Genomic DNA, 24,833 nt, shown 5'->3' on the forward strand with positions numbered 1-24,833 from the left:
ACCGGTCCCGCAAACCCCGACAAGAGGTGGCCATGCGAACACCGGACAGCAACCCGCCGAGCGGCCCGTCCGGTTCCCCGCCCGAGCGGCCCGCCGGGCGCCCCGCGGGCGGGGCCGCGCCGCCGGTGCCGGCACCGGCGCGCGGCCGGCGGGCGCACGCGGGGCCGCCTGCCGACGAGCCCGAGCCGCCGGGGCCGAGCGCCTGGGAGCGGGCGTATCTGCCGGACGGGCCGGACGAGCGGTACGGGCCGGACGGGCCGGACACGTCGGCTTCACCGCAGCGGGCGGGCGCGTCACACGGGTCCGACGGGTCGGGCGCCGCGGATGCCGGGGGACCGGGTGCCCCTACGGCCCCCGCGCCCGGGCACCGCGGGCGGCGCCGGCGACTCGGGCCCCGTACCGTACGGGCACGGGTCATCTGCCTGCTGACCGTGCCCGTCGTCTCGCTGATCGCGCTCTGGGGCCACGCCACCGTCGGCACCGCCCAGGACGTCTCCCGGCTGCGCCAGCTCGAACAGGCCGAGACCCGGGTTCGGGAGCCGCTCGCCGCCGCCGTCGCGGCGCTGCAGGACGAACGGCGCGCCGCCGCGAGCTACCTCGCCCGCCCCGGCGACGACCACCGCGACGCGTACCGGGAGGCGGCCACCCGCACCGACGAGGCCGTCGGCCGGCTGCGGCTCGGCGACGGCCACACCGTCGCGGACGGCGCGGACCTGGCCCGGGACGTCGGCCGCCGGCTCGGCGACTTCGTCTCGGGCGCGGAGTCGCTGGCCCGGCTGCGCACGGAGGTCGAGGCGCGTACGACAGGCTGGCCGCGGACGTACGCGCGGTACACCGGGGTCGTCGACCACGCCTTCGGCGTCGCCGGCGCGCTGACCGGCGTCCAGGGCGGTGAGCCGGCGTCCGGGGCCCGCGTGCTGCTGGAGTTCGGCCGGGCCGGCGAGATGCTCGCCCGCGAGGACGCGCTGCTGGCCGCCGGGCAGCTGCGCGGTTCGCTCAGCGCCGCGCACCACCGCGCCTTCGCCGACGCCGTGGCCGCGCGCGCCGCCCTGGAGCAGGGCTCGGCCGCCGACCTCGACGGCGGCCAGGCGGCGGTCTGGCGTACGGCCCGGGAGAGCGACGCGTACCACGTCCTCCGCGAGCTGGAGGAGGCGGTGGCCGCCGCGGACTCCGGCGGCGCCGCCGTCGCTGCGGCCCCGGCGAGCGCGTGGGAGGGCCCGTACCAGGAGGTGGCCGGCGCCTTCCGCGACGTGGAGCGGGAGACCGCCGCGGACGCCGGCGGCACCGACCCCTTCGCCGACGGCGTGCTCACCCCCTCGGGCGCCGCCGCGGTCCTCGGCCTCGTCGCCGTGGCCGCCGCGCTCGTCATCTCGGTACGGATAGGCCGGGGGCTGATCGTCGAACTCGTGGACCTGCGCAACTCCGCGCTCGAACTCGCCCGCCGCAAGCTGCCGTACGCGATGCGCAGGCTGCGCGCCGGGCAGGAGATCGACATCGCTGGCGAGGCGCCCCGGGGCGACCCGGGAGACGACGAGATGGCGCACGTCCGCGAGGCGCTGACCACCGTGCACCGCGCGGCGCTGCGCGCCGCCGTCGAGCGCGCCGAGCTGGCGAACGGGATCTCCGGGGTGTTCGTCAACCTCGCCCGCCGCAGCCAGGTGCTCGTCCACCGCCAACTCGCCCTGCTGGACAGCATGGAGCGGCGCGCCCAGGACCCCGAGGAGCTGGACGACCTCTTCCGGCTCGACCACCTCACGACCCGCATGCGGCGGCACGCCGAGAGCCTGATCATCCTCTCCGGCGCCGCCCCGGGTCGGGCCTGGCGGATGCCCGTGCCGCTGCAGAGCGTGGTGCGCGCCGCGGTCTCGGAGGTGGAGGACTACGCGCGGGTCGAGGTGCGGGCGCTGTCCGACGCGGCCGTGGTGGGCGCGGCCGTGGCCGACCTGACGCATCTGCTGGCGGAACTGGTGGAGAACGCCACGCAGTTCTCGCCCCCGCATACCAGGGTGCGGGTCTACGGCGAGCAGGTCGGCAACGGGTACGCGATCGAGGTCGAGGACCGCGGGCTGGGCATGGGCAAGGAGGCGCTGGCCGCCGCGAACCGGCGGATCCGGCAGTCGGAGGCGCTGGACCTCTTCGACAGCGACCGGCTGGGGCTATTCGTCGTCAGCCGGCTCGCGGCGCGGCACGGCATCCAGGTCAGCCTGCGGGAGTCGGCGTACGGCGGCACGACCGTCGTCGTGCTGCTGCCGACCGCGCTGCTGCAGGCGGCGGTCGAGGAGCCGGCGGAGCCGGCGCCGGGGACGCCGGGCGGGACGCCGGCGCGGCCGTTCCCGCCGGCGCCGGGGGCGACGGGGCTGCCGGGCGGGCCGGTCGCGCCCGGGCCGGCTGAGTTGTCCAGGGTGCCTGGGGTGCCTGGGGTGCCTGGGTTGCCTGGGGTACCCAGGGTGTCCGGGGTGCCCGGAGGACCGGCGCGGAACGGGGCGGACGGGGGCGGCGGCGCCGGCGTCACGAAGAACGGGCTGCCGGAGCGGCGGTCCGGCCGGGCGCTGCCGGGGCCGAGGATCGCGACCCCTGTGCCCCGCGGGCTGGCCGTGGGTCGAGCGGGTGAGCCGGCGGCGCTGGCGTCACGGGAGGACGTGGTGCTGCTGCGGGCCCGGCTCGGTGTGGATCCGGCGGACGTCGCGGCGGACGGTTCGGGGGACGGGCCGGGTGCCGGCGGGGCGGATCGTACGGGGGGCGGCGCGGCGCCCGGGGCCGGCGCGGGGACGCTCCCGGGCGAGGCGGCGGAGAGGGCGGGCGCCGGCGCGTACGAGACGTACGCCGGGCGGGCCGGGCAGGAGGCCGCCGCCGTCCAGTCGCCCGGGGACGTCACGGAACTGCCCCACCGCGTACGGCAGGCGAGCATGGCGCCGCAGCTGCGCCTGGAGCCGGACCCCGACGGCGACGCGGACACCGGGGGCGGCGCGGGCGGCGCGGACGGCATTGCGGATGCCGGCGGCCGAGACGCCGGACCGCGCGGGGGGCCCGGCGCCGCCGGCACGCCCGCACCGCGGGAGCGCACGCCGGAAGAGGCGCGCGCACGCATGGCCGCCTACCGCAGCGGCTGGTTACGCGGCGGCGGCCGCCCCGCGGGCCGCCCGTACGACGGCGAACCGGGCCGTGAGCGCCGGGAGTCGGACGAGATCGCGCACACGTCGAGGGAAGGAGATCGCCCATGATCGAGCCGGACACCGTGAACACGCACAGATCCGGGGGACTCGACTGGCTGCTGGACGACCTCGTGAAGCGCGTCGCCCACGTGCACCACGCGGTGGTGCTCTCCGGCGACGGCCTCGCCGTCGGCAACTCCGGAACCCTCTCCCGCGAGGACGCCGAGCACCTGGCGGCGGTCGCGTCCGGCTTCCACAGCCTCGCCAAGGGCGCCGGCCGGCACTTCCGGGCCGGCGGCGTGCGGCAGACGATGGTCGAGATGGACGACGGCTACCTCTTCGTGGCCGCGGCCGGCGACGGCTCCTGCCTCGCTGTGCTCAGCTCCGCCACCGCGGACATGGGCCTCGTCGCGTACGAGATGGCCCGGCTGGTCACCCGCGTGGGCGAGCATCTATACACCCCGCCGCGAACGGCCGCAGCGAAGCCGCGGAATCCGGGCTGAGCACGGCGGTGACACGTTATGACTGAAGATATGAGTGGCACCCCTCCGCACCACGGCAGTCACTGGTACGACGCCGAGGCCGGCCCGCTGGTCCGCCCGTACGCGATGACCGGCGGCCGGACCCGGCCGGTGACGACCACGGTGCGGTTCGACCTCATCGCGCTCATCGACCTGGAGGAAGAGGCGCTTGAGGCGGCGGGGAAGGAGGTCGAGACGCTCGGTCCCGAGCATCGCGCGCTCGTCGGCCTCTGCCGGATCGAGACCCAGTCCGTCGCCGAACTGGCGGCGGAGACCGACCTGCCGGTGGGTGTGGTGCGGGTGCTCCTCGGCGACCTGGTCGAACTCGGCTGCGTACGGGTGAGCAGGCCGGTACCGCCCGCGCAGCTTCCCGACGAGAAGATCCTGAGAGAAGTGATCGATGGACTCCGCGCCCTCTGACCGCAGGGTCGACGACGCGCTGGCGCTGAAGATCCTCATCGCCGGTGGCTTCGGGGTGGGCAAGACCACCCTCGTCGGCTCCGTCAGCGAGATCCGTCCGCTGCGCACCGAGGAGCAGTTGAGCGAGGTCGGCACGGCTGTCGACGACACGGGCGGCGTGGACGAGAAGACCACGACCACCGTGGCGATGGACTTCGGCCGGATCACGATCCGCTCCGGGCTCGCGGTCTACCTGTTCGGCACGCCCGGCCAGGACCGCTTCTGGTTCCTCTGGGACGAGCTGGCCACCGGCGCGTTGGGTGCGGTGGTACTGGCGGACACCCGCCGGCTGCAGGACTGCTTCCCGGCGGTGGACTACTTCGAGCACCGCAGCATCCCGTTCATCGTCGCGGTGAACTGCTTTCCCGAGTCGCGCAGCTACGGCGCCCACGAGGTCGCCCGTGCCCTCGACCTCGACCAGGGCACCCCCGTCGTGCTGTGCGACGCCCGCGACCGGGACTCCGGCAAGGAGGTGCTGATCAGGCTGGTCGAGTACGCCGGGCGGGTGCACACCGCCCGGCTGCTCGACACGGTCGGCACGGAGCCGCTGGGGTGAGCGGGCCGGGCGTGCCGGTGGCCGCCGCGGCGTGACTCAGTCGGCGACGCGGGCTTCGGAGATCACCGTGTCGATACCGACGCGGACGAGGAGTTCCCCGGGAACGGCGTTGCGCGCGCCGTAGCTCTCGGCCTGGTCGTCGCCCATGTAGCGGGCGGCGATGGCCGTGGCCCAGCGGCGCATCTCGTCGAGGTCCTCGGTGATCCGGGCGCGGCCGGAGAGGACGGCGTACGAGAACGGCGGGTGTTCGTCGTCGACGCAGAGGGTGGCGCGGCCGTCGCGCGCGAGGTTGCGGCCCTTGACGGTGTTCGCGCCGGTGTTGAAGACGATGTCGTCGCCGTCGAGCACGAACCAGATCGGGGCCACGTGGGGGCTGCCGTCGGCGCGGACGGTGGCCAGCTTGCCGGTGCGGGTGCCTGCGGAGACGAAGGTGCGCCACTCTTCGTCGGTCATCTTCTCGCCCATGGGAGCACGTTATCCACAGGGGGAGGCGGGAGGGGAAGCGGCGCGCTAGAGTCGTCACTCAGAGTAATCGAGAAGGGGCTTTCGGGCGCGACGGGGGAGACGACCATGGTGGTACGGACCGATGTGAGTGCGGGTGCGAGTGCGAGCGCGGGGCCGGGGGCGCGGCCGGCCGGCGGCGCGGGTGCGTGGGGCGGCCCGGGGGAGCGGGCGGAGCTGCTGCCTTTCGGGCGCGCGGCGACGGAGCTGGGGCTGCTGCCGCGGGAGTTGGAGCTGGCGGTGCAGCTGGGGCTGGTGCTGACGGAGCCGCCGCAGCGGGCCGGCGGGCGGCGCCGGGTGGCGCGGGCCGAGGTGGCGCGGCTGCGGGCGGCGGAGGGCGCCGGTGGCTCCCGGGCGGCGGCGGTGGCGCTGCGCGCGCGGCTGCGGCTGGTGGGGACGGTGTCGGGGGCGGAGGAGCTGGGCGTCTCGCCCGCCCGGTTCACCCGGCTGGCGCGGGCGGGGTGCTTCACGCCGGCGCGGTTCTACGTGAACCGGTATCGCCTCGTCGTCTGGCTGTATCTCGCGGCGGAGGTGGAGGAGTTCGGGGAGCGGGAGCCGGGGCTGCTGCGGGGACCGCTGCCGCCGGCGATGCGGGTGGAGCTGGCCGACGGCGCGGACGGCCGGGCCCGCGGGTGGCGGCAGCGGCGGGTGGAGCAGCTGCTCGCGGAGCGGGTCGACCCGTGGGAGCGGGCGGGCGCGTATGCGGCGGTGCTGGGCGACGCGGAGCTGGCGGAGGAGGTGCCTGACGCCGGGGAGCGGGCGCGCGTCGTCGAGCGGCGGGCGGAGCTGGTCGCCCCGGTGCGCGGGGGGAGCGAGACGGCCCGCCGGGTGGTGGAGGGCGTGCTGCTCGCGGAGACCGACGACGAGGCGCTCGGCTTCCGGCTGGGTCTGGCGGTGGAGCTGCAGGCCGCACGGGCCGAGCGCGCGGCGCCGCCCGCGGTCCCGATCCCGGCGGCGCCCCCGGGCGGCGCGCCACCTTCAGGCGCGCCACCGGCGCGGCCGGCGGGAGCGACGCGACCACGGCGCGGCAGCCTCAACTGGCTCCGGCGCGGCCGCAGACGCCGCACGGGCCTGCCGCGCTGAGGCGGGCGGGCGGGTGGCGCGGCGGCTGCGCGGCCGGGCGGTGTGCGGTCCGGGTCAGCCCGTCGGCCGGCTCAGGGGGCCGACGTCGGTGACGCGGACGACGGCGCGGCCCTCGGCGTCGGAGGCGGTCAGGTCCACCTCCGCGGAGATGCCCCAGTCGTGGTCGCCCTCCGGGTCGGCGAAGGTCTGGCGGACGCGCCAGAGGGCGTCCTGCGGCTCCTCCTCGATCCGCAGCAGCCGCGACCCGCGGGCGTCCGGCCCGGTGCCGATGTCCTCGTACTCCTCCCAGTACGCGTCCAGCGCCTCGCCCCAGCGCCCCGCGTCCCAGCCGGACTCCTCGTCCAGCGCGCCCAGCTCGTCCGCATCGTCGAGCGCCGCCAGCTCCACCCGGCGGAACAGCGCGTTGCGTACGAGGACCCGGAAGGCGCGCGCGTTGGCCGTCACCGGCCGTACCTGATCGGCGTGCTCCAGGGCCTCCTCGGCGGTCTCCTCCGCCGGGTTGGCCAGCTGCTCCCACTCGTCCAGCAGGCTGGAGTCGACCTGGCGGACCATCTCGCCGAGCCAGGCGACGATGTCCTCGAAGTCCTCGGACTTCCGCTCGTCCGGCACCGTGTGGTCCAGCGCCTTGTACGCGCTCGCCAGGTAGCGCAGCACGATGCCCTCGGTGCGGGCCAGTTCGTAGAAGGAGACGAACTCGCCGAAGGTCATGGCCCGCTCGTACATGTCACGGATGACCGACTTCGGGGAAAGGGGGTGGTCGCCGACCCAGGGATGGCTCTTGCGGTACAGGCCGTAGGCGTGGGAGAGCAGCTCGTCCAGCGGCTTGGGGTAGCCGATGTCCATCAGCCGCTCCATCCGCTCCTCGTACTCGACGCCGTCCGCCTTCATCTCCGCGACCGCCTCGCCGCGCGCCTTGTTCTGCTGGGCGGCGAGGATCTGCCGGGGGTCGTCGAGGGTGGACTCCACCACGGAGACCATGTCGAGGGCGTAGGAGGGCGACTCGGGGCCGAGGAGGTCGAAGGCCGCCAGCGCGAAGGTGGACAGCGGCTGCTGGAGGGCGAAGTCCTGCTGCAGGTCGACGGTCAGGCGCACGATGCGGCCCTGCGCGTCCGGCTCGTCGAGCTGCTCCACCACGCCGCCGTCGAGGAGGGAGCGGTAGATCGCGATGGCGCGGCGGATGTGCCGCAGCTGCTTCTTGCGCGGCTCGTGGTTGTCCTCCAGCAGCCGGCGCATGGCGGAGAAGGCGTTGCCCGGGCGGGCGATGACCGACAGCAGCATGGCGTGGGTGACGCGGAAGCGGGAGGTGAGGGGTTCGGGATCGGCGGCGATGAGCTTCTCGAAGGTGTTCTGGGACCAGTTGACGAAGCCCTCCGGCGGCTTCTTGCGCACCACCTTGCGGCGCTTCTTCGGATCGTCGCCGGCCTTGGCGAGCGCCTTCTCGTTCTCCACTACGTGCTCCGGCGCCTGCGCCACCACCAGCCCGGAGGTGTCGAAGCCGGCCCGGCCGGCGCGCCCGGCGATCTGGTGGAACTCGCGCGCCCGCAGGGTGCGCACCCGGCTGCCGTCGTACTTGGTCAGGGCGGTGAACAGCACCGTGCGGATGGGCACGTTGACGCCGACGCCGAGGGTGTCGGTGCCGCAGATGACCTTCAGCAGCCCGGCCTGCGCCAGCTTCTCCACCAGCCGCCGGTACTTCGGCAGCATGCCGGCGTGGTGGACGCCGATGCCGTGCCGAACGTAGCGGGACAGCTGCTTGCCGAACCGGGTGGTGAAGCGGAAGTTGCCGATGAGGGCGGCGATCTCGTCCTTCTCGGCGCGGCTGCACATGTTGATGCTCATCAGCGCCTGCGCCCGCTCCACCGCCTGCGCCTGGGTGAAGTGCACGATGTACACCGGTGCCTGCCGGTTCTCCAGCAGCTCCGTCAGCGTCTCCGTGAGCGAGGTGGTCCGGTACTCGTAGGACAGCGGGACCGGCCGGGTCGCCGAGCGGACCACCGCCGTGGACCGGCCGGTGCGCCGGGCCAGGTCCTCCTCGAAGCGGGAGACGTCGCCGAGCGTGGCCGACATCAGCACGAACTGCGCCTGCGGCAGCTCCAGCAGCGGGATCTGCCAGGCCCAGCCCCGGTCCGGCTCGGCGTAGAAGTGGAACTCGTCCATCACCACCTGGCCGATGTCGGCGTCCTTGCCGTCGCGCAGCGCGATGGACGCCAGCACCTCGGCGGTGCAGCAGATGACGGGCGCGTCGGCGTTGACGGAGGCGTCGCCGGTGAGCATGCCGACGTTCTCCGTGCCGAAGATCTTGCACAGGTCGAAGAACTTCTCCGACACCAGCGCCTTGATCGGCGCGGTGTAGAACGAGACCTCGTCCCGGGCCAGGGCCGCGAAGTGCGCACCGGCCGCGACCAGGGACTTCCCGGAGCCGGTGGGGGTGGACAGGATCACGTTCGAGCCGGAGACGACCTCGATCAGAGCCTCTTCCTGCGCCGGATAGAGGGAGATGCCCCGCTCCTCGGTCCAGGAGGAGAACGCCTCGAAGAGGTCGTCGGGGTCGGCGGCGGGCGGCAGCTGATCGATAAGGGTCACCCGTCCATACTGCCTTCCGCCGCCCCCGAAGTGTGAACCGCTCGTATGTCCGAAGATCAATCGCGCTAGGCTGTGCCGCCGACGGGTGGTGTGCGTGGGGCCAACGGCCGTTCACGGCAGGGGCGTACGAGGGGTGGGGGAGCTTTCATGATGGGTCCAGCGCACTCGCTTTCGGGGGCGGCGGCGTGGCTGGGGGTGGGCGCGGCGGCCACCGCGGCGGGCCACGGGATGCCCTGGCCCGTGCTCGTCGTCGGCGCCCTCATCTGCGCCGGCGCGGCCCTCGCGCCCGACCTCGACCACAAGTCCGCCACCATCTCCCGCGCCTTCGGCCCGCTGTCCCGCATCCTCTGCGAGGTCATCGACAAGCTCTCGTACGCCGCCTACAAGGCGACGAAGAAGCGCGCGGACCCGCGCCGCTCCGGCGGCCACCGGACCCTGACGCACACCTGGCTCTGGGCGGTGCTGATCGGCGCCGGCTTCTCCGCGCTCGCGGTGCTCGGCGGCCGGTGGGCGGTCCTCGGCATCCTCTTCGTGCACATGGTGCTCGCCGTCGAGGGACTGCTGTGGCGGGCCGCCCGCGTCTCCAGCGACGTACTCGTGTGGCTGCTCGGCGCCACCAGCGCGTGGATCCTCGCCGACGTCATCGACGAGCCGGGCAACGGCTCCGGCTGGCTCTTCACCGAGCCCGGCCAGGAGTACCTGTGGCTGGGCCTGCCGATCGTGCTCGGCGCGCTCGTGCACGACATCGGCGACTCGCTCACCGTCTCCGGCTGCCCGATCCTGTGGCCGATCCCGGTGGGCGGCAAGCGCTGGTACCCACTCGGCCCGCCGCGCTTCATGCGCTTCCGCGCCGGCAGCTGGATCGAGCTGAAGATACTGATGCCGGTCTTCATGCTGGCCGGCACCGCCGGCGGACTCACCGCCATGGGCGTCATCGGCTGACGACGCCCCGGCCGGGGGACACGGAAGGGTTCCCGGCCGGGGCGCGCTGAGGGGCGGCGGCACGTACCAACGGACGCGGGCCCGGCCGGCCGGCGGGGCCCGGACGACCGGCCCCGACCGCCCCGACCGGGCGGTCCCGTCAGCCGTGCCAGGAGCGCCACAGCGCGGCGTACGCCCCGTCCGCCGCCACCAGTTCGTCGTGGCTGCCCAGCTCGCTGATGCGGCCGTCCTCGACCACCGCGATCACGTCCGCGTCGTGCGCCGTGTGCAGCCGGTGGGCGATGGCCACGACCGTCCGGCCGTCGAGCACCTTCGCCAGCGAGCGCTCCAGGTGCCGCGCCGCCCGCGGGTCGAGCAGCGACGTCGCCTCGTCCAGCACCAGCGTGTGCGGGTCGGCCAGCACCAGCCGGGCCAGCGCGATCTGCTGCGCCTGCGCCGGCGTGAGCGCCTCGCCGCCCGAGCCGACCTCCGTGTCGAGGCCGTCGTCCAGCGCCCGCGCCCACTCGCCCGCGTCGACCGCGCCCAGCGCCGCCCACAGCTCCGCGTCGTCCGCCCCGGTACGTGCAAGGCGCAGGTTGTCCCGCAGCGAGCCGACGAACACGTGGTGCTCCTGGTTGACCAGCGCCACGTGCTCGCGCACCCGCTCCGCCGGCATCCGCGCCAGCTCCGCGCCGCCGAGCCGGATCTCGCCGCGCCGCGGCGAGTAGATCCCGGCCAGCAGCCGCCCCAGCGTCGACTTCCCCGCGCCCGAAGGACCGACCAGCGCCAGCCGGCTGCCCGGCCGGACCCGCAGCGAGACGCCGTGCAGCACGTCGGCCCCGGCGCGGTAGCCGAAGCGGACCTCGTCGGCGTGTACGTCCCGGCCACCCGGCCGCACCGCCGCGTCGCCGGGCTCCTCCTCGATGTCCCGCACGCCCACGAGCCGGGCCAGCGACACCTGCGCCACCTGCAGTTCGTCGTACCAGCGCAGGATCATGCCCACCGGCTCGGTGAGCATCTGGGCCAGCAGCGCGCCCGTGGTCAGCTCGCCGACGCTCATCCAGTCCTGGAAGACGAAGGCGCCGCCGATCAGCAGCACCGAGCCGAGGACGACGATGTGGGTGGCGTTGAAGACGGGGAAGAACATGCAGCGCAGGTAGAGGGTGTAACGCTCCCACGCCACCCACTCCTTGACCCGCCGGTCGGACAGCGCGACCCGGCGCGCGCCCAGCCGGTGCGCCTCCACCGTCCGCCCGGCGTCCACCGTCTCGGTGAGCGCCGCGGCCACGGCGGCGTACCCCGCGGCCTCCGAGCGGTACGCGCTGGGCGCCCGCTTGAAGTACCAGCGGCCGCCCACGAGCAGCACCGGCGCGGCCAGCAGCACCGCCACCGCCAGCGGCGGCGCCATCACCACCATGCCGCCCAGCACCAGCCCGACCCACACCACCGCGATCGTCAGCTGCGGCACGGCCTCGCGCATCGCGTTCGCCAGCCGGTCGATGTCGGTGGTGATACGGGACAGCAGGTCGCCGGTCCCGGCCCGCTCCAGCACGCCCGGGGGCAGGCCCACGGACCGTACGAGGAAGTCCTCGCGCAGGTCCGCGAGCATCCGCTCCCCCAGCATCGCGCCGCGCAGCCGCACCAGCCCGACGAAGACCGCCTGCAGCGCCAGCGCGACCGAGAACAGCACCACCGCGCGCGTCAGATGGAGGTCCCGGGCTCCCGCGGACAGGTCCTCGACCAGGCCGCCGAGGAGGTACGGGCCGGCCATCGAGGCGAGGACGGCCACCGCGTTCACGGCGATCAGCAGCAGGAACGCCGTGCGGTGCCGGCGCAGCAGCTCGCCCACGTAGCCGCGCACGGTCGCGGGCGCGCCCACCGGCAGGGTGGTCGCGGTGCGCGGTGCGGCCGGGTCGTACTCCGGCGGTCGCACGCCGATCATGCGGTCTCCTCCATCATCCGCGGCACGCCGCCCTCGTCGCGTACGGCACGGGTGCCGTCGGCTCCGTCCCGTACGCCGTCGGCCGCCGTGGCCGCGTGCTTCTCGTCGTCCGTCTCCCTGGTGACCACGGCGCGGTACGTGACGTCGCCGTGCAGCAGCTCGCGGTGCGAGCCCTCGGCCACCACCGCGCCGTCCTGTACGAACGCCACCGTGTCGGCCCGGTCCAGCAGCAGCGGGCTGGACGTGAACACCACCGTCGTACGGCCCGTGCGGATCTCCCGCAGGCTCTCGGCGATACGCGCCTCGGTGTGCGAGTCGACGGCCGAGGTCGGCTCGTCGAGGACCAGCACCTCCGGGTCGGCCACCAGCGACCGGGCCAGCGCGAGACGCTGGCGCTGGCCGCCGGAGAGCGACCGGCCGCGCTCGGTGATCGGCGCGCCCATCGGTTCGCCGTCGGCGTCCGGCACCCCGGCCGCCGCCTGCGCCAGCGCGGTCAGCACGTCGCCGCACTGGGCGGCGGCCAGCGCCGCGGCGGGCGTGACGGAGCCGGACGCCGGTACGTCCAGCAGGTCGGCCAGCGTCCCGGACAGCAGCATCGGGTCCTTGTCCTGCACCAGCACCGCCGCCCGCGCCCCGGCCAGCGGCACCTCGTCCAGCGCTACGCCGCCGAGCCGGACCGACGGCAGCTCGCCCGGTTCCGCCGGGTGCCCGCCGAGCCGGTCGGCGAGCCGGCCCGCGGCGTCGGGGTCGCCGCAGACCACGGCGGTCAGCCGCCCGGCCCCGGCGCGCAACCCGGTCCCGGGGTCGTGCAGCTCCCCGCCGAGCACCCCGTGTCCGGCACCGGCACCGGCACCGGCGCCGGCGCCGGTGCCCGCGCCCGCGTCGACACCGGCGGCACGGGCCAGCCCGAGCACGCGCGCGGCGCGCTTGGCCGACGGCCGGGAGAACGAGTACGCCATCGCCAGCTCGGCGAAGTGGTGCATCGGGAAGAGCAGGAATGTCACGGCGCCGTACACGGTGACCAGCTCGCCGACCGTGATCGTCCCGTTCCGCGCCAGCCCCACCCCGTGTCCGACGACGACCACCAGCAACACCCCCGGCAGCGCCACCTGCACGGCGTGGATCAGCGCCCACATCCGCGCGCTGCGCACCGCCGCGGTGCGCACCTCCTGCGACGCCGCCCGGTAGCGGTCCAGGAACAGCTCCTCGCCGCCGATGCCGCGCAGCACCCGCAGCCCCGCCACGGTGTCCGCGGCCAGCTCGGTCGCCCGGCCGGCCTTGGCCCGCTGGTCGTCGGCGCGGCGGGTGGCGTACGGCAGCAGCGGCAGCGGCGCCAGCGCCAGGACCGGCAGCGCGATCGCGACGACGACGCCCAGCTCGGGCGCGTAGACGACCAGGCCCGCGGCGGCGGCGAACGCGGTGACCAGCGCGGCGGTGAACCGCGAGAACGACTCGACGAACCAGCCGATCTTCTCCACGTCGCCCGTGCTCACCGCGACCACCTCGCCGGCCGCCACCCGCCGGGTCAGCACCGAGCCCAGCTCGGCCGCCTTGCGCGCCAGCAGCTGCTGCACCCGCGAGGCGGCGGTGATCCAGTTGGTGACGGCCGCGCGGTGCAGCATGCTGTCGCCGAGCGCGATGAGCGCGCCGAAGACGATCAGCAGCGTGCCGGCGACCGCCAGCCGCCCGCCGTCGCGGTCCACGACCGCCTGCACCGCCATGCCCACGGCCAGCGGCATCGCGCCGATGGGCAGCATCCAGACCAGCCCCCACAGCAGCGCGGCGAGTTGACCGCCGAGCTGCATGCGGCCGAGCCAGACGAGGAAGTGGCGGCCGGACCGGACATCGGGTTCACCGGGGTCGGTGTGCGGCAGGTCGCGCAGCTGCATGGCATCCCAAAAGGTCGTCTCGGGCGTGGGTGAGCCGTGCAAGGTTGTCGGTTTCACGGTGGGTTTTCAACCCGTTTTCTCCGGTGACACGACATTGCGGCCACGGCCCGCGGGGCCGCCCGGCCGGACCGCCCGCCCCGCCGTGCGGTGCGGCGTGTGACGATGGGCGTATGCGTGCGTACGGGACGAGGGGGCAGCTGCCGCGCCGGACGGCCGCCGCGGCCGTCGGGCTGCTCCTGCTGGCCGGCTGCGGCGGTTCGGGTGGCGGCAGCGGCGATACGGACAGCGCGGGTACCGGCGGCGGCACCGGCGGTACCGGCGGCGCGAGCGCGTCGCCGAGCGTCCCGCCCGGCGACCTCCCCGGCGTCGGCGCCCGGTTGAACGACAAGGTGCCCGCGGACTCCCGCCAGGCCGTCGCCGTCTACGGCAAGGGCCCGGACTCCGCGGACGCCACCGTCGTGCTCTACGAGAAGCACGGCGGGAACTGGCAGCGGCGGGGGAGCTGGCCGGGGCACAACGGCAAGAAGGGCTGGACCCCCGACCACCGCGAGGGCGACAAGCGCAGCCCCGTCGGGGTGTTCACGATCTCCGACGCCGGCGGCGTGCTCCCCGACCCGGGCGCGAAGCTGCCGTACACCCACTCCCCGGCCTTCGCCGCGCCCCACTACTGGCCGAAGTCGTACTGGAACGACTTCGACCTCGTCATCGCCATCGACTACAACCGCGTCCGGGGCACCTCGCCGCTCGATCCCACCCGCCCGCGCGGGCAGGAGAAGGGCGGCTCGATCTGGTTCCACATGGACCACGGCAGCGGCACGTCCGGCTGCGTCAGCATCTCCAAGTCCGGGATGACGGAGCTGCTGACGACGCTGGACCCGACGAAGGACCCGGTCGCCGTGATGGGCGACCGGGCCTCCCTCGCCGGCTAGCGGCGCCGTACGCCGGTCAGCCGGCGGTCACGTCGTCCACCTCACGCCTCGTCGGGCTTCTCCGAGTCGACGCCGGAGCGCTTGTCCGTCCACCCGCCGCGGGTGAAGTCCGGGATCTGCTGCGGCCGGCCGCCCGCCTTGATCGACAGGTGGCTGAGCGGCACGGGCGCGGTCCACACCGCGGCGTCGTAGACGTCGAAGTCCGGGACCAGGCCGAGCCGCATGCACTGCATCAGCCGGAAGACCATGATGTAGTCCATGCCGCCGTGCCCGCCGGGCGGGTTGGAGTGCTCCTTCCACAGCCAGTGGTCGTAGTCCGCGAACTCCGCGAAGTCGTGCCACAGGTCGTCCGTGTGCGTCGGTTCCAGGTAGATGCGCGGCTCGTAGTCCTCGAAGACGCCCTTGGTGCCGCCGAGGGAGTTGATCCTGCTGTACGGGTGCGGGGTCGAGACGTCGTGCTCCAGCCGGATCACCCGGCCCTTGGCGGTTTGCACCAGGCTGATGGTGCGATCGCTCTCGATGTACGTCTCCTTCCAGCTCGGATCGCCGGGCGGCATGTGCTCCTCGCGGTACGCGGCCAGGCCCAGCGCGGGGGTGCCGAAGCTGGCGATGTGCGTGACGCGGTCGCCGCGGTTGACGTCCATGTAGTTGGCCGCCGGGCCGAAGCCGTGGTTGGGGTAGAGGTCGCCGAGCAGCCGGGTGTGCCACAGCCGGCGCCAGGGTCCTTCGTAGTAGTCGGGGTCGAACATCAGCCCGCGCAGGTCGTGGTTGTACGCGCCGGCGGCGTGCAGCAGGTCGCCGAAGAGCCCGGCGTGCGCCATGCGCAGCACCCGCATCTCGTTCCTGCCGTACACGCAGTTCTCCAACTGCATGCAGTGCCTGCGGGTGCGCTCGGAGAGGTCGACCAGCTCCCACAGCTCGTCCAGGCGCATCGCGATGGGGCACTCCACGCCGACGTGCTTGCCGTTGTTCATCGCCGACTTGGCCATCTCGAAGTGCCAGTCCCAGGGGGTGGCGACGTAGACGAAGTCGATGTCGGTGCGGGCGCAGAGCTGCTCGAAGTCGTGGTCGCCGTTGGTGTACGTGGCGGGCGCCGGCTGGCCGGCCGCGACGACCTTCTTGGCGGCCGACTCCACCTTGTCCACGACCGGGTCGCACAGCGCGGTCACCTGCACGCCCTGCTGGGCGAGGAACAGGTCGATCATGCCGCCGCCGCGGTTGCCGAGGCCGACGATCCCGACCCGTACGGTGCCGTGGCTCTCGAACGGCACGCCGATCATCGTCGTGCCGGGCCGCGGCGGTGCGGCCGGGGCGGCGGCTTCGGCCGCCGCCGCGGACTCCGCGGCCCCGCCCTCCGCCGCGTGGGCCTGGGAGGCGCCGAAGGCGCCCAGGCCGAGCCCTGCCCCGGCGATGCCCGCCGAGCGCAGGACCGAACGGCGGGAGTAGCCGTCGTCGGATTCGCCGGGTCTCTGGGTGGCGTTCTCCTCGCGCATGTGTCCTCCGGATGGTGTGCGATCGCCTCGCCGCCACCCTTGCGGGACCCCGGCGCGCCCACAAGAGGTCTGCACCATTGAGGCGTTGGACTTACCGCCGGGACCGGATGGACTTATCCACGGCGCCCCCGGACACCCGCCGGCCGGGTGGCGCGCTCCAGCTCCAGCAGTACGGAGCGGTACGAGCGGCCCGTCGCGCGGTCCATGCCGATCTCGCACATCCGGTTCGCCGACAGGTGGACGTCGTAGTCGCGGGCGGTGACCTCGGCGGCCTCGCGCGCGGTGGCGGACGCGGTCAGCTCCTTGTGCAGCATGCCGCGGTCGCCGGCGAAGGCGCAGCAGGCGGCGTCGTCCGGCACCACGACCTCCTCCGCGACCGCACCGGCCAGCGCGGTGAGCCGGCCGGTGTTGCCCAGGTGGCGCATCGAGCAGGTCGGGTGGACCACGGCGGAGGACGTCCGGCGCTCGATCGTCAGCCGGGGCAGCAGCTCGTCGGCGGCCCAGTCGAGGGAGTCCAGGACGGTCAGCCGCGCGTGCAGCTTGCGGCTCGCCTCCGTCAGATACGGCACGACCTCGCGGGCGAGGCCCAGGGTGCAGGACGAGGCGTCGACGACGACCGGCAGCCGGGCGCCGTCCGTCCACCGCCAGGCGGCCTCGACGACGCGGTTGGCCATCAGCCGGGTGCCGTCGCCGTAGCCCTTGGAGTGCCAGATGGTGGCGCAGCAGGTGCCGGTGACGTCGTCCGGGATCCACACCGGCTGCTCGGCGCGGGCCGAGACGGCGACGACGGCCTCCGCCAGGTTCGGTCCCCGCGCGTCGTCGGGGCCGCCGAAGATGCGGTTGACGCACGCCGGGAAGTAGACGGCGGCGGCGCCCTCGCGGCGGGTGCGGGGCGGCCGGCGCGCGGCGGGACCGGGGATCTCCGGCAGCCACTCGGGTACGAGATCGGGGCGTACCGCGCGGCGTGCCAGCCGGGTCGCGGCGCCCGGCACCCGGTCGCCGAGCCGGTGGGCCACCGCGACGGCCAGCCGGGCGGCGCGCTCGACCTGGCGGAAGCGGCGGGCGCCGGCGGCGGCGGCGCGCTCCTCGCGGGCGGAGTGCCGCGCGTGCCGGAAGTCCTTCATCAGCTGCCCGGTGTCGATGCCGACGGGGCAGTCCAGGCCGCACGTCGAGTCACCCGCGCAGGTGTCGACGGCGTCGTACCCGTACGCCTCCAGCAGGCTGCCGGTGATCGGCGCGCCCGGCGGCTGGCGCAGCATCTCCCGGCGCAGCACGATGCGTTGCCGCGGGGTGGTCGTCAGGTCGCGGCTGGGGCAGGTGGGTTCGCAGAAGCCGCACTCGATGCACGGGTCGGCGATGTCCTCGATCCGCGGGATGGTCTTCAGCCCGCGCAGGTGCGCCTTCGGGTCGCGGTCGAGGAGCACCCGCGGGGCGAGGATGCCGCGCGGGTCGATCAGCTCCTTGATCCGCCACATCAGCTCCGTGGCCCGCTCGCCCCACTCCAGCGCCAGGAACGGGGCGATGTTGCGGCCGGTGGCGTGCTCCGCCTTCAGCGAGCCGTCGAAGCGCTCGACGGTCAGCCGGGAGAAGTCGTCCATGAAGGCCGCGTAGCGCTCGACGTCGGCGGGCTCGGCGGCGTCGAAGGCGAGCAGGAAGTGCAGGTTGCCGTGGGCGGCGTGGCCGGCGACGGCGGCGTCGAAGCCGTGCCCCGCCTGGAGTTCGAGCAGCGCCTCGCAGGCTTCGGCGAGCCGGGCCGGCGGCACGGCGAAGTCCTCGGTGATGAGTGTCGTACCGGCCGGGCGGGAGCCGCCGACGGCGGTGACGAACGCCTTACGGGCCTTCCAGTAGCCGGCGATCCGGGCGGGGTCGCGGGTGAAGGCGTTGCCGCCGTCGGCGACGGACCCGACCGGCGCCACGAGGTCGAGCCCCGCCAGTACCCCGGCCGCCGCCTCCTCGTACGCCTCCCGCGCCGCCGCGTCCGGCGCCCGGAACTCCACCAGCAGCGCCGCCGTCTCCTTCGGCAGCTCCGCCCAGTCGGCGGGCACGCCGGCGACGCGCACCGAGGCGCGCAGCGTGTTGCCGTCCATTAGCTCCACGGCCAGCGCCCCGGCCGCGGTGAACGCCGGCACCGCGGCCGCCGCGGCCTGCAGGGTGGGGAAGAACAGCAGCGCGGTGGAGGTGTGCCGGGCCAGCGGCAGGGTGTCGAAGACGGTGTCGGCGATGAAGCCGAGCGTGCCCTCGGAGCCGACCATCAGCCCGCGCAGGATCTCCACGGGGGTGCCGCCGTCGAGGAAGGCGTCCAGCCGGTAGCCGTTGGTGTTCTTGATCTCGTACTTCGCGCGGATACGGGCCGTCAGCTCCCCGTCCGCCTCGATCTCCGCCTTGAGCGCGAGCAGTCCGCGGCACAGCTCCGGCTCGGCCGCGCACAGCCGCTCGTCGGCGTCGGGGGCGGCGGTGTCCACGACGGTGCCGGAGGGCAGCACGAAGGTCAGGGAGGCGAGGGTGCGGTACGAGTTGCGGGTGGTGCCGGCCGTCATGCCCGACGCGTTGTTGGCGACGACGCCGCCGAGAGTGCAGGCCAGGGCGCTGGCCGGGTCGGGGCCGAGTACGCGGCCGTGCCGGGCGAGGGTGGCGTTGGCCCGTACGACCGTGGTGCCGGGGCCGACGCGGGCGCGCGTGGCGGCGTCGTCGAGCACCTCGACGCCCGCCCAGTGCCTGCGCACGTCGACGAGGATGTCCTCGCCCTGCGCCTGGCCGTTCAGCGACGTGCCCGCCGCCCGGAAGACGAGCTTCCGGCCGCGCTCGTGGGCGAAGCGGAAGAGGGCGGCGATATCCGCCACCGTCTCGGCGACGGCCACGGCCCGGGGCACGAACCGGTACGGGCTGGCGTCCGAGGCGTACCGCACCAGGTCGGCGGCGCCCGTCAGCACCTTCTCCGCGCCCAGCAGCGCCGTCAGCTCGCCGCGCAGCGGCTCCGGCGTGCCCCCGGCGAGGTCGTTCGCGACCCGGTCCGGCGCGGGCGCCGCCCCGCGGTCGGGGCGCAGGGCCGAGGGCTTGGGCTGGAGCAGCGGCATGCGTACGGACTCCTCAGCAGGCGTGGCCGTGGGTGTCGACCAGGGGGGCGATGAGCCCCAGCAGTTTTTCACGCTGCTGTTCGGTCAGCGGCTTCAGCACGTCCGCGGCGGCGGCGAGCCGTGCCCGGTGCAGCTCGGCGAGGGCCGTGCGGCCGGCCTCGGTGGTCTCGATGCGGATCACCCGCCGGTTCGCCGGGTTCTGCACGCGCCGGACCAGGCCGATCGCCTCCAGCGCGTCCACGTGGGTGGTGACCGCGCGGGGTACGACGCCGAGGTGCTCGGCGAGGTCGGCCATCCGCGGCGGCTCCTCGTGGTGCTCCAGGGTGCGCAGCAGCCGGGACTGGGCCGGCGTGATGCCCAGGGGCTTGAAGTAGCGCTTCTGGGCGTAGTGGATCCGGCGGGTGAGCAGCAGGAGCTGCTCGGCCAGCTGGCCGGTCACGTCTGCGGGGGGCGGGGGCGACTGGGACACGCTCCGAGGGTAACAGGAGAATATTCATTATGAATATAGGTAACAGTGAGCTACGCTCTCTTAAGTTGTCGTACTCCTTAGGAGGCCCATGCCGCACGATCCCCTCGACGGGTGGACACCCCCACCCTCCGATCCGGAGCAGCCCGCCCAGGTGCGCCGGATCGTCGCGCTCTTCCGCCCGTACCGTGGCCGGCTCGCCGTGGTCGGGCTGCTGGTGGCCGCGTCCTCGCTGGTGTCGGTCGCCTCGCCGTTCCTGCTCCGCGAGGTCGTCGACACCGCGCTGCCGCAGGGCCGCACCGGCCTGCTGAGCCTGCTCGCGCTCGGCATGGTCGGCGTCGCCGTGCTCGGCGGCGTCTTCGGCGTGCTCCAGACCCTCATCTCCACCACCGTCGGCCAGCGCGTCATGCACGACCTGCGCACCGCCGTCTACGCCCAGCTCCAGCGCATGCCGCTGGCGTTCTTCACCCGCACCCGCACCGGCGAGGTGCAGTCCCGCATCGCCAGCGACATCGGCGGCATGCAGGCCACCGTCACCACCACCGCCACCTCGCTGGTCTCCAACCTCACCAGCGTCGTGGCCACCGTCGTCGCCATGCTCGCGCTCGACTGGCGGCTCACCGTCGTCTCGCTGCTCCTCCTGCCGCTCTTCGTCTGGATCGCCCGGCGCGTCGGCCGCGAGCGTAAGAAGATCACCTCGCAGCGGCAGAAGCAGATGGCCGCCATGGCCGCCGGCGTGACGGAGTCGCTGTCGGTCAGCGGCATCATGCTCGGCCGCACCATGGGCCGCTCCGACAGCCTCACCCGCGGCTTCGCCGAGGAGTCCGAGGGCCTGGTGGACCTGGAGGTACGGGCCAACATGGCGGGCCGCTGGCGGATGGCCGTCATAGGCGTCGTCATGGCCGCCATGCCGGCCGTCATCTACTGGACCGCCGGCCTGGCCTCCACCACCGCCGGGCAGGGCGTGTCCATCGGTACCGTCGTCGCCTTCGTCTCGCTGCAGCAGGGGCTCTTCCGGCCCACCGTCGGCCTGCTGTCCACCGGTGTGCAGATGCAGACCTCGCTCGCCCTCTTCCAGCGCATCTTCGAGTACCTCGACCTGCCCGTCGACATCGCCGAGCCCGAGCGCCCGGTACGGCTGGCGAAGCCTCGCGGGGACGTGCGCTTCGAGAACGTCGACTTCGCGTACGAGCCGGGGCAGCCGACGCTGCGCGGTGTCGCCCTCTCCGTGCCGGCCGGCAGCAGCCTCGCGGTCGTCGGCCCCACCGGCGCCGGCAAGTCCACCCTGGGCTACCTGGTGCCGCGGCTGTACGACGTCACCGGCGGCCGGGTCACCATCGACGGCACCGACGTGCGCGACCTCGACTTCGACTCGCTGGCCCGCGCGGTCGGCGTCGTCGCCCAGGAGACGTACCTCTTCCACGCCTCCGTCGCCGACAACCTGCGCTTCGCCCGACCGGACGCCACCGACGCCGAGATCGAGGCCGCCGCCCGCGCCGCGCAGATCCACGACCACATCGCCGCCCTGCCCGACGGCTACGACACCCTCGTCGGCGAGCGCGGCTACCGCTTCTCCGGCGGCGAGAAGCAGCGCCTGGCCCTCGCCCGGACGATCCTGCGCGACCCGCCGGTGCTCATCCTCGACGAGGCCACCAGCGCGCTGGACACCCGCACCGAGCGCGCGGTGCAGGAGGCGGTCGACGCGCTCGCCGAGGGCCGCACGACGATCACCATCGCGCACCGGCTCTCCACGATCCGCGACGCCGACCAGATCGCGGTCCTGGACGACGGCCGGATCGCCGAACTGGGCACGCACGAGGAGCTGATCGCGGCCGGAGGGCGGTACGCGGCGCTGGTACGGCGCGACGCGGACGTGACCGCCGGCACCGATGCCGGTGCCGGACCCGACGCCGTCGCGGTCACCCAGGGCGCGTCGGCGGCGGTCTGAGCCGCCGTACGGGCCGGAGCCCGGCGCCGGGCACCGGCCCGTACTACGGTGGTGGCATGGGAGTGCTCACGGCCGTCCGCGGCGACATCACCGAGCAGCAGGTCGACGCGGTGGTCAACGCCGCCAACTCCTCGCTGCTGGGCGGCGCGGGCGTCGACGGCGCCATCCACCGCAGGGGCGGCAAGAGCATCCTGCGGGAGTGCCGGGAGCTGCGCGCCTCCGCCTACCCCGACGGCCTGCCCGCCGGCCGTGCGGTGGCCACCGCCGCCGGGTTGCTGCCGGCCCGCTGGGTGATTCACACGGTCGGCCCGGTGTGGTCGCCGGCCGAGGACCGCTCGGCGCAGCTGGCCTCCTGCTACCGCGAGTCGCTGGCCGTCGCCCGCGAACTCGGCGCCCGTACGGTCGCGTTCCCCGCGGTGTCCACGGGGGCGTACGGCTGGCCGCTGGACGACGGGGCCCGGATCGCGGTGGCCGCGGTCCAGGAGGCGGTCGACAAGTGGGACTTCGACGAGGTGCGGTTCGTCCTCTTCGACGACCGGGCGTACGAGGCGTTCGCCCGGCGGCTCGGCTGACGGCACGGCTGACGGCACGGGACGAACCGTCCGTCCTGGTGCGCCGCACCGCCGACCAGGTCGGCGCGACCGGCTCCGCCGGCCGGCTGGCCGGCCTGCTCAGCGCCCACGGGCCGCAGTCCCACGACGTGGGGCTGGAGGAGTCCGACGGAGACGGGGCGATCGACGGCAGGTGCGCGCGGACCGCCGCCGGCTGGGCCAGGCGGGCGACCTCGATACGCCGGGGCCGCGATGACGGAACGCCCGGACTCCCGGCCGAACCGGGGAAACGCCGCCTGAACGAGCCATGCGCCGAATTGCCGGGAATGCCGGTTTTGTAGAGACTCGTCCTCGTCCCCCCAGGGTGATCTCGCATCCCCGACGAAAGGCGACCCATGAAGTTCGCAGTCATCGGCGGCACCGGTCTGATCGGTTCCAAGGTGGTGGAGAAACTGAACGCCGGCGGACACGAGGCGGTGCCGCACTCGCTCGAATCGGGCGTGGACGTGATCACCGGCCAGGGCCTGGAGGAGGCGGTGTCCGGCGCCGACGTCGTCGTCAACCTGACGAATTCGCCGACGTTCGACGACGCCTCCGTGGACTTCTTCCGGACGTCTATGGACAACCTGCTGGCCGCCGCGCGGAAGGGCGGGGTGCGGCACGCCGTCATCCTTTCCATCGTCGGCGTGGACAAGGTGCCCGACCTCGCCTACTACCGGGCCAAGGCCCTCCAGGAAGACATCCTCGAAGCCGGACCGATCCCGTACTCGATCGTCCGCGCCACCCAGTTCATGGAGTTCATGGACGCGACCATGTCCTGGACCACCGAAGGCGACACCGTCCGCCTGCCCCCCACCCCGATCCAGCCGATCGCCGCCCAGGAGGTCGCCGACACCGTCGCGGAGGTCGCCGCCGGCAGCCCGCTGAACGGCATCCTCGACGTCGCCGGACCCGAGGTCTTCTCCCTCGACGAAGTCGGCCGGATCACCCTGGCCGCCCACTCCGACGGCCGCACCGTGGTCACCGACGCCACCGCCGGCATGTTCGCCGCCGTCCCCGGCGACGTCCTCATCGCCGAGCCCGACGCCCGCATCGCCTCCACCCGCTACCGCGACTGGCTCTCCTGACCACCCGTCGACGGCGGTTCGGCGCCGGGGGCCCGGTCGTCCGCGCCGGGGCGGACGCTGCCATCCTGGCGTCGTGCAGAAACCCGCGTCCGTGACGCCCGTCGCCCCGCACGCCGTACGGTTTCCGCTGCTGACCCAGCAGTGGCTGGACCTCGCCTTCGTCCACTGGGCCGTCGAACCGGGCGCCGTGGCGCGGCTGCTGCCCGGCGGGACGGTGCCCGACACCCACGAGGGGGCCACGTACGTCGGGCTCGTCGCGTTCCGGATGCACCGCGTCGGGTGGCTCCGGCTGCCCGGGGTGCCGTACCTCGGCACCTTCCCGGAGACCAACGTGCGCCTGTACTCGGTCGACGCGCACGGGCGGCGCGGTGTCGTGTTCCGGTCGATGGACGCCGCGCGGCTGATCCCCGTGGTGATGGGCCGGGTCGGCTTCGGGCTGCCGTACCTGTGGTCGCGGATGGCCGTCCGCAGGGACGGCGACACCGTCCGCTACATCAGCTCCCGCCGCTGGCCGGGGCCGCGTGGCCCGTACAGCCGCCTCACCATACGCCGGGGTGAGCGCATCGGGGAGGCGACCGAGCTGGAGCACTTCCTCACCGCGCGCTGGGGCCTGCACAACGTGTTCTTCCGCAGCACGGGATACCTGCCCAACGACCATCCGCGCTGGCCGCTGCACCGCGCCGAGCTGATCGAGTGCGAGGAGAACCTGATCGCCGCGGCGGGCCTGCCCGCGCCCGTCGAGGCCCCGGTCAGCGTCCTGTACTCGCCGGGCGTCCCGGTACGCCTCGGCCGCCCGGTCCGTCCCGCGGGCATCCCCACGCCGTAGCGCACGGGGCGCCCCGGCCCGCGGGGCGCCCCGGCGTCGCGGCGGTTCAGTAGGAACAGCGGTCGAGCATGCTCTGCGCCGCGGACTTCTCGGCCGAGTCGATCTTCAGGTTCCAGCGGTACTTGGTGTGGATCCAGAACTTCGCGTATCCGCACCAGGAGGCGGTGCGCGGCGGCTTCCAGTCGGCCGGGTCGCGGTCGCCCTTGGAGCTGTTGACCTCAGTGGTCACCGCGATCAGCTGGGGGCCGGTCAGGTCGTTGGCGAACGACTGGCGGCGGGCGGTGGTCCAGGAACTGGCGCCGGAGCGCCAGGCTTCGGCCAGGGCCACGATGTGGTCGATGGAGATCTGCGACGGGGAGGTGCGGGTGACGCCGTCGAAGTAGCTGTACCAGCTGCCGGAGGTGGGGTAGCAGTCCGCGCCGGTGGTCACGTTGTCGCCGTCGCGGCGGAGGACCGTCTCGCGGGTGTTGCAGTTGCCGGAGACGGTGGTCCAGTGCGGGAACTCGTCGCGCGAGTAGCCGGTCATCGAGCCTTCCGCGGCCACGGTCAGGCTGTTGAGCTCGGACTGCACCTGTGCCTTGGGCGGCACGTCGGGCGGGAACGCCGACGCCGGCGGCGCCGCGCCGAGCGCGACGCCGAGGACGAGCGCCAGGAGGGCGAGCACGGCCGTCCAGCCGCGGGGGGATATCGCTGACGATCTGAGCAACGTGGCCTCCGAGGAAGTGAGGACGAGCACCAGTGATGAGCGAGAGCACCGACGGGCCGTGTGCGAACCGCCCCGCGGACGACGCGGGTTCGGGGCGCCGCGCGAC

19 protein-coding genes are annotated in these 24,833 nt (G+C 74.3%); 11 read left to right on the plus strand and 8 right to left on the minus strand.

The window, feature by feature from the left end; genetic code table 11:
* The first annotated feature begins 32 nt into the window (after window positions 1-32).
* Genes T328_RS04925 through T328_RS04940 form a run of 4 tightly spaced genes read left to right on the plus strand, consistent with a single transcriptional unit; the run spans window position 33 to window position 4,688 of the window.
* Window positions 33-3,221, plus strand: coding sequence for a sensor histidine kinase (locus tag T328_RS04925; protein WP_496494604.1), 3,189 nt, complete (start codon window positions 33-35; stop codon window positions 3,219-3,221).
* Window positions 3,218-3,655, plus strand: coding sequence for a roadblock/LC7 domain-containing protein (locus T328_RS04930; RefSeq protein ID WP_496494605.1), 438 nt, complete (start codon window positions 3,218-3,220; stop codon window positions 3,653-3,655). Before T328_RS04925 ends, T328_RS04930 begins: the two co-directional genes overlap by 4 nt.
* A gap of 18 nt (window positions 3,656-3,673) precedes the next feature.
* A complete protein-coding gene (locus tag T328_RS04935) occupies window positions 3,674-4,093 on the plus strand; it encodes a DUF742 domain-containing protein (protein WP_496494606.1) in 420 nt (139 codons plus the stop codon).
* Window positions 4,074-4,688 carry a GTP-binding protein gene (locus T328_RS04940; RefSeq protein WP_496494607.1) on the plus strand — a complete coding sequence of 205 codons (615 nt, stop codon included), beginning with the start codon at window positions 4,074-4,076 and terminating at the stop codon, window positions 4,686-4,688. Before T328_RS04935 ends, T328_RS04940 begins: the two co-directional genes overlap by 20 nt.
* 36 nt (window positions 4,689-4,724) lie before the next feature.
* Here T328_RS04940 and T328_RS04945 read toward each other — a convergent pair whose 3' ends face one another.
* Window positions 4,725-5,153 (minus strand): PPOX class F420-dependent oxidoreductase, encoded by a 429-nt coding sequence (locus tag T328_RS04945; protein ID WP_496494608.1) that lies wholly within the window; start codon window positions 5,151-5,153, stop codon window positions 4,725-4,727.
* Window positions 5,154-5,258: 105 nt separating this feature from the next.
* On the opposite strand from T328_RS04945, the gene T328_RS04950 reads away from it, so the two are divergent.
* Complete coding sequence (locus tag T328_RS04950; protein WP_496494609.1) at window positions 5,259-6,272, plus strand: DUF6397 family protein; 1,014 nt, start codon at window positions 5,259-5,261, stop codon at window positions 6,270-6,272.
* 54 nt (window positions 6,273-6,326) lie between these two features.
* On the opposite strand, the gene T328_RS04955 is transcribed toward T328_RS04950, so the two are convergent.
* Window positions 6,327-8,855, minus strand: a complete 2,529-nt coding sequence (locus T328_RS04955; RefSeq protein ID WP_496494610.1) for a DEAD/DEAH box helicase — start codon at window positions 8,853-8,855, stop codon at window positions 6,327-6,329.
* Window positions 8,856-9,002: 147 nt separating this feature from the next.
* Here T328_RS04955 and T328_RS04960 point away from each other — a divergent pair, with 147 nt between their 5' ends.
* The gene (locus tag T328_RS04960; protein ID WP_496494611.1) at window positions 9,003-9,797 is read left to right on the plus strand and encodes a metal-dependent hydrolase; all 795 of its coding nucleotides are present in this window, start codon (window positions 9,003-9,005) and stop codon (window positions 9,795-9,797) included.
* 139 nt (window positions 9,798-9,936) lie between these two features.
* On the opposite strand, the gene T328_RS04965 is transcribed toward T328_RS04960, so the two are convergent.
* Entirely contained in the window at window positions 9,937-11,718 is a 1,782-nt protein-coding gene (locus tag T328_RS04965; protein WP_496494612.1) for an ABC transporter ATP-binding protein, read from the minus strand.
* Entirely contained in the window at window positions 11,715-13,607 is a 1,893-nt protein-coding gene (locus T328_RS04970; protein WP_496494613.1) for an ABC transporter transmembrane domain-containing protein, read from the minus strand. Before T328_RS04970 ends, T328_RS04965 begins: the two co-directional genes overlap by 4 nt.
* A 170-nt stretch (window positions 13,608-13,777) precedes the next feature.
* On the opposite strand from T328_RS04970, the gene T328_RS04975 reads away from it, so the two are divergent.
* A complete protein-coding gene (locus T328_RS04975) occupies window positions 13,778-14,536 on the plus strand; it encodes a L,D-transpeptidase family protein (RefSeq protein ID WP_496494614.1) in 759 nt (252 codons plus the stop codon).
* A 41-nt stretch (window positions 14,537-14,577) separates the two neighbouring features.
* On the opposite strand, the gene T328_RS04980 is transcribed toward T328_RS04975, so the two are convergent.
* From T328_RS04980 to T328_RS04990, 3 genes are all read right to left on the minus strand, one after another.
* Window positions 14,578-16,029 carry a Gfo/Idh/MocA family protein gene (locus T328_RS04980; protein ID WP_496494615.1) on the minus strand — a complete coding sequence of 484 codons (1,452 nt, stop codon included), beginning with the start codon at window positions 16,027-16,029 and terminating at the stop codon, window positions 14,578-14,580.
* 113 nt (window positions 16,030-16,142) lie between these two features.
* Window positions 16,143-19,103 (minus strand): FAD-binding and (Fe-S)-binding domain-containing protein, encoded by a 2,961-nt coding sequence (locus tag T328_RS04985; RefSeq protein WP_496494616.1) that lies wholly within the window; start codon window positions 19,101-19,103, stop codon window positions 16,143-16,145.
* Window positions 19,104-19,116: 13 nt separating this feature from the next.
* Entirely contained in the window at window positions 19,117-19,572 is a 456-nt protein-coding gene (locus T328_RS04990; RefSeq protein ID WP_496494617.1) for a MarR family winged helix-turn-helix transcriptional regulator, read from the minus strand.
* An 88-nt stretch (window positions 19,573-19,660) separates the two neighbouring features.
* Here T328_RS04990 and T328_RS04995 point away from each other — a divergent pair, with 88 nt between their 5' ends.
* From T328_RS04995 to T328_RS05010, 4 genes are all read left to right on the plus strand, one after another.
* Complete coding sequence (locus T328_RS04995; RefSeq protein WP_496494618.1) at window positions 19,661-21,517, plus strand: ABC transporter ATP-binding protein; 1,857 nt, start codon at window positions 19,661-19,663, stop codon at window positions 21,515-21,517.
* 56 nt (window positions 21,518-21,573) lie between these two features.
* Window positions 21,574-22,089, plus strand: coding sequence for an O-acetyl-ADP-ribose deacetylase (locus T328_RS05000; protein WP_496494619.1), 516 nt, complete (start codon window positions 21,574-21,576; stop codon window positions 22,087-22,089).
* A 374-nt stretch (window positions 22,090-22,463) separates the two neighbouring features.
* Window positions 22,464-23,195 (plus strand): SDR family oxidoreductase, encoded by a 732-nt coding sequence (locus T328_RS05005; RefSeq protein ID WP_496494620.1) that lies wholly within the window; start codon window positions 22,464-22,466, stop codon window positions 23,193-23,195.
* Between the two features lie 73 nt (window positions 23,196-23,268).
* Window positions 23,269-24,021: a YqjF family protein gene (locus T328_RS05010; RefSeq protein WP_496494621.1), complete on the plus strand. Its 753-nt coding sequence runs from the start codon at window positions 23,269-23,271 to the stop codon at window positions 24,019-24,021.
* 46 nt (window positions 24,022-24,067) lie between these two features.
* Here the strand turns inward: T328_RS05010 and T328_RS05015 are convergent, their stop codons facing one another.
* Window positions 24,068-24,727, minus strand: a complete 660-nt coding sequence (locus tag T328_RS05015; protein WP_496494622.1) for an HNH endonuclease family protein — start codon at window positions 24,725-24,727, stop codon at window positions 24,068-24,070.
* Between the last annotated feature and the right edge of the window lie 106 nt (window positions 24,728-24,833).

Source organism: Streptomyces sp. CNX435 (assembly GCF_059570575.1).

Coding starts and splice junctions, on each gene's coding strand:
- T328_RS04985 (WP_496494616.1), bottom strand. CDS start 19,103: ATGCCGCTGCTCCAGCCCAAGCCCTCGGCCCTGCGCCCCGACCGCGGG.
- T328_RS04995 (WP_496494618.1), top strand. CDS start 19,661: ATGCCGCACGATCCCCTCGACGGGTGGACACCCCCACCCTCCGATCCG.
- T328_RS04935 (WP_496494606.1), top strand. CDS start 3,674: ATGACTGAAGATATGAGTGGCACCCCTCCGCACCACGGCAGTCACTGG.
- T328_RS04950 (WP_496494609.1), top strand. CDS start 5,259: ATGGTGGTACGGACCGATGTGAGTGCGGGTGCGAGTGCGAGCGCGGGG.
- T328_RS04980 (WP_496494615.1), bottom strand. CDS start 16,029: ATGCGCGAGGAGAACGCCACCCAGAGACCCGGCGAATCCGACGACGGC.
- T328_RS04960 (WP_496494611.1), top strand. CDS start 9,003: ATGATGGGTCCAGCGCACTCGCTTTCGGGGGCGGCGGCGTGGCTGGGG.
- T328_RS05005 (WP_496494620.1), top strand. CDS start 22,464: ATGAAGTTCGCAGTCATCGGCGGCACCGGTCTGATCGGTTCCAAGGTG.
- T328_RS04970 (WP_496494613.1), bottom strand. CDS start 13,607: ATGCAGCTGCGCGACCTGCCGCACACCGACCCCGGTGAACCCGATGTC.
- T328_RS04965 (WP_496494612.1), bottom strand. CDS start 11,718: ATGATCGGCGTGCGACCGCCGGAGTACGACCCGGCCGCACCGCGCACC.
- T328_RS04975 (WP_496494614.1), top strand. CDS start 13,778: ATGCGTGCGTACGGGACGAGGGGGCAGCTGCCGCGCCGGACGGCCGCC.
- T328_RS04930 (WP_496494605.1), top strand. CDS start 3,218: ATGATCGAGCCGGACACCGTGAACACGCACAGATCCGGGGGACTCGAC.
- T328_RS05000 (WP_496494619.1), top strand. CDS start 21,574: ATGGGAGTGCTCACGGCCGTCCGCGGCGACATCACCGAGCAGCAGGTC.
- T328_RS04925 (WP_496494604.1), top strand. CDS start 33: ATGCGAACACCGGACAGCAACCCGCCGAGCGGCCCGTCCGGTTCCCCG.
- T328_RS04945 (WP_496494608.1), bottom strand. CDS start 5,153: ATGGGCGAGAAGATGACCGACGAAGAGTGGCGCACCTTCGTCTCCGCA.
- T328_RS04940 (WP_496494607.1), top strand. CDS start 4,074: ATGGACTCCGCGCCCTCTGACCGCAGGGTCGACGACGCGCTGGCGCTG.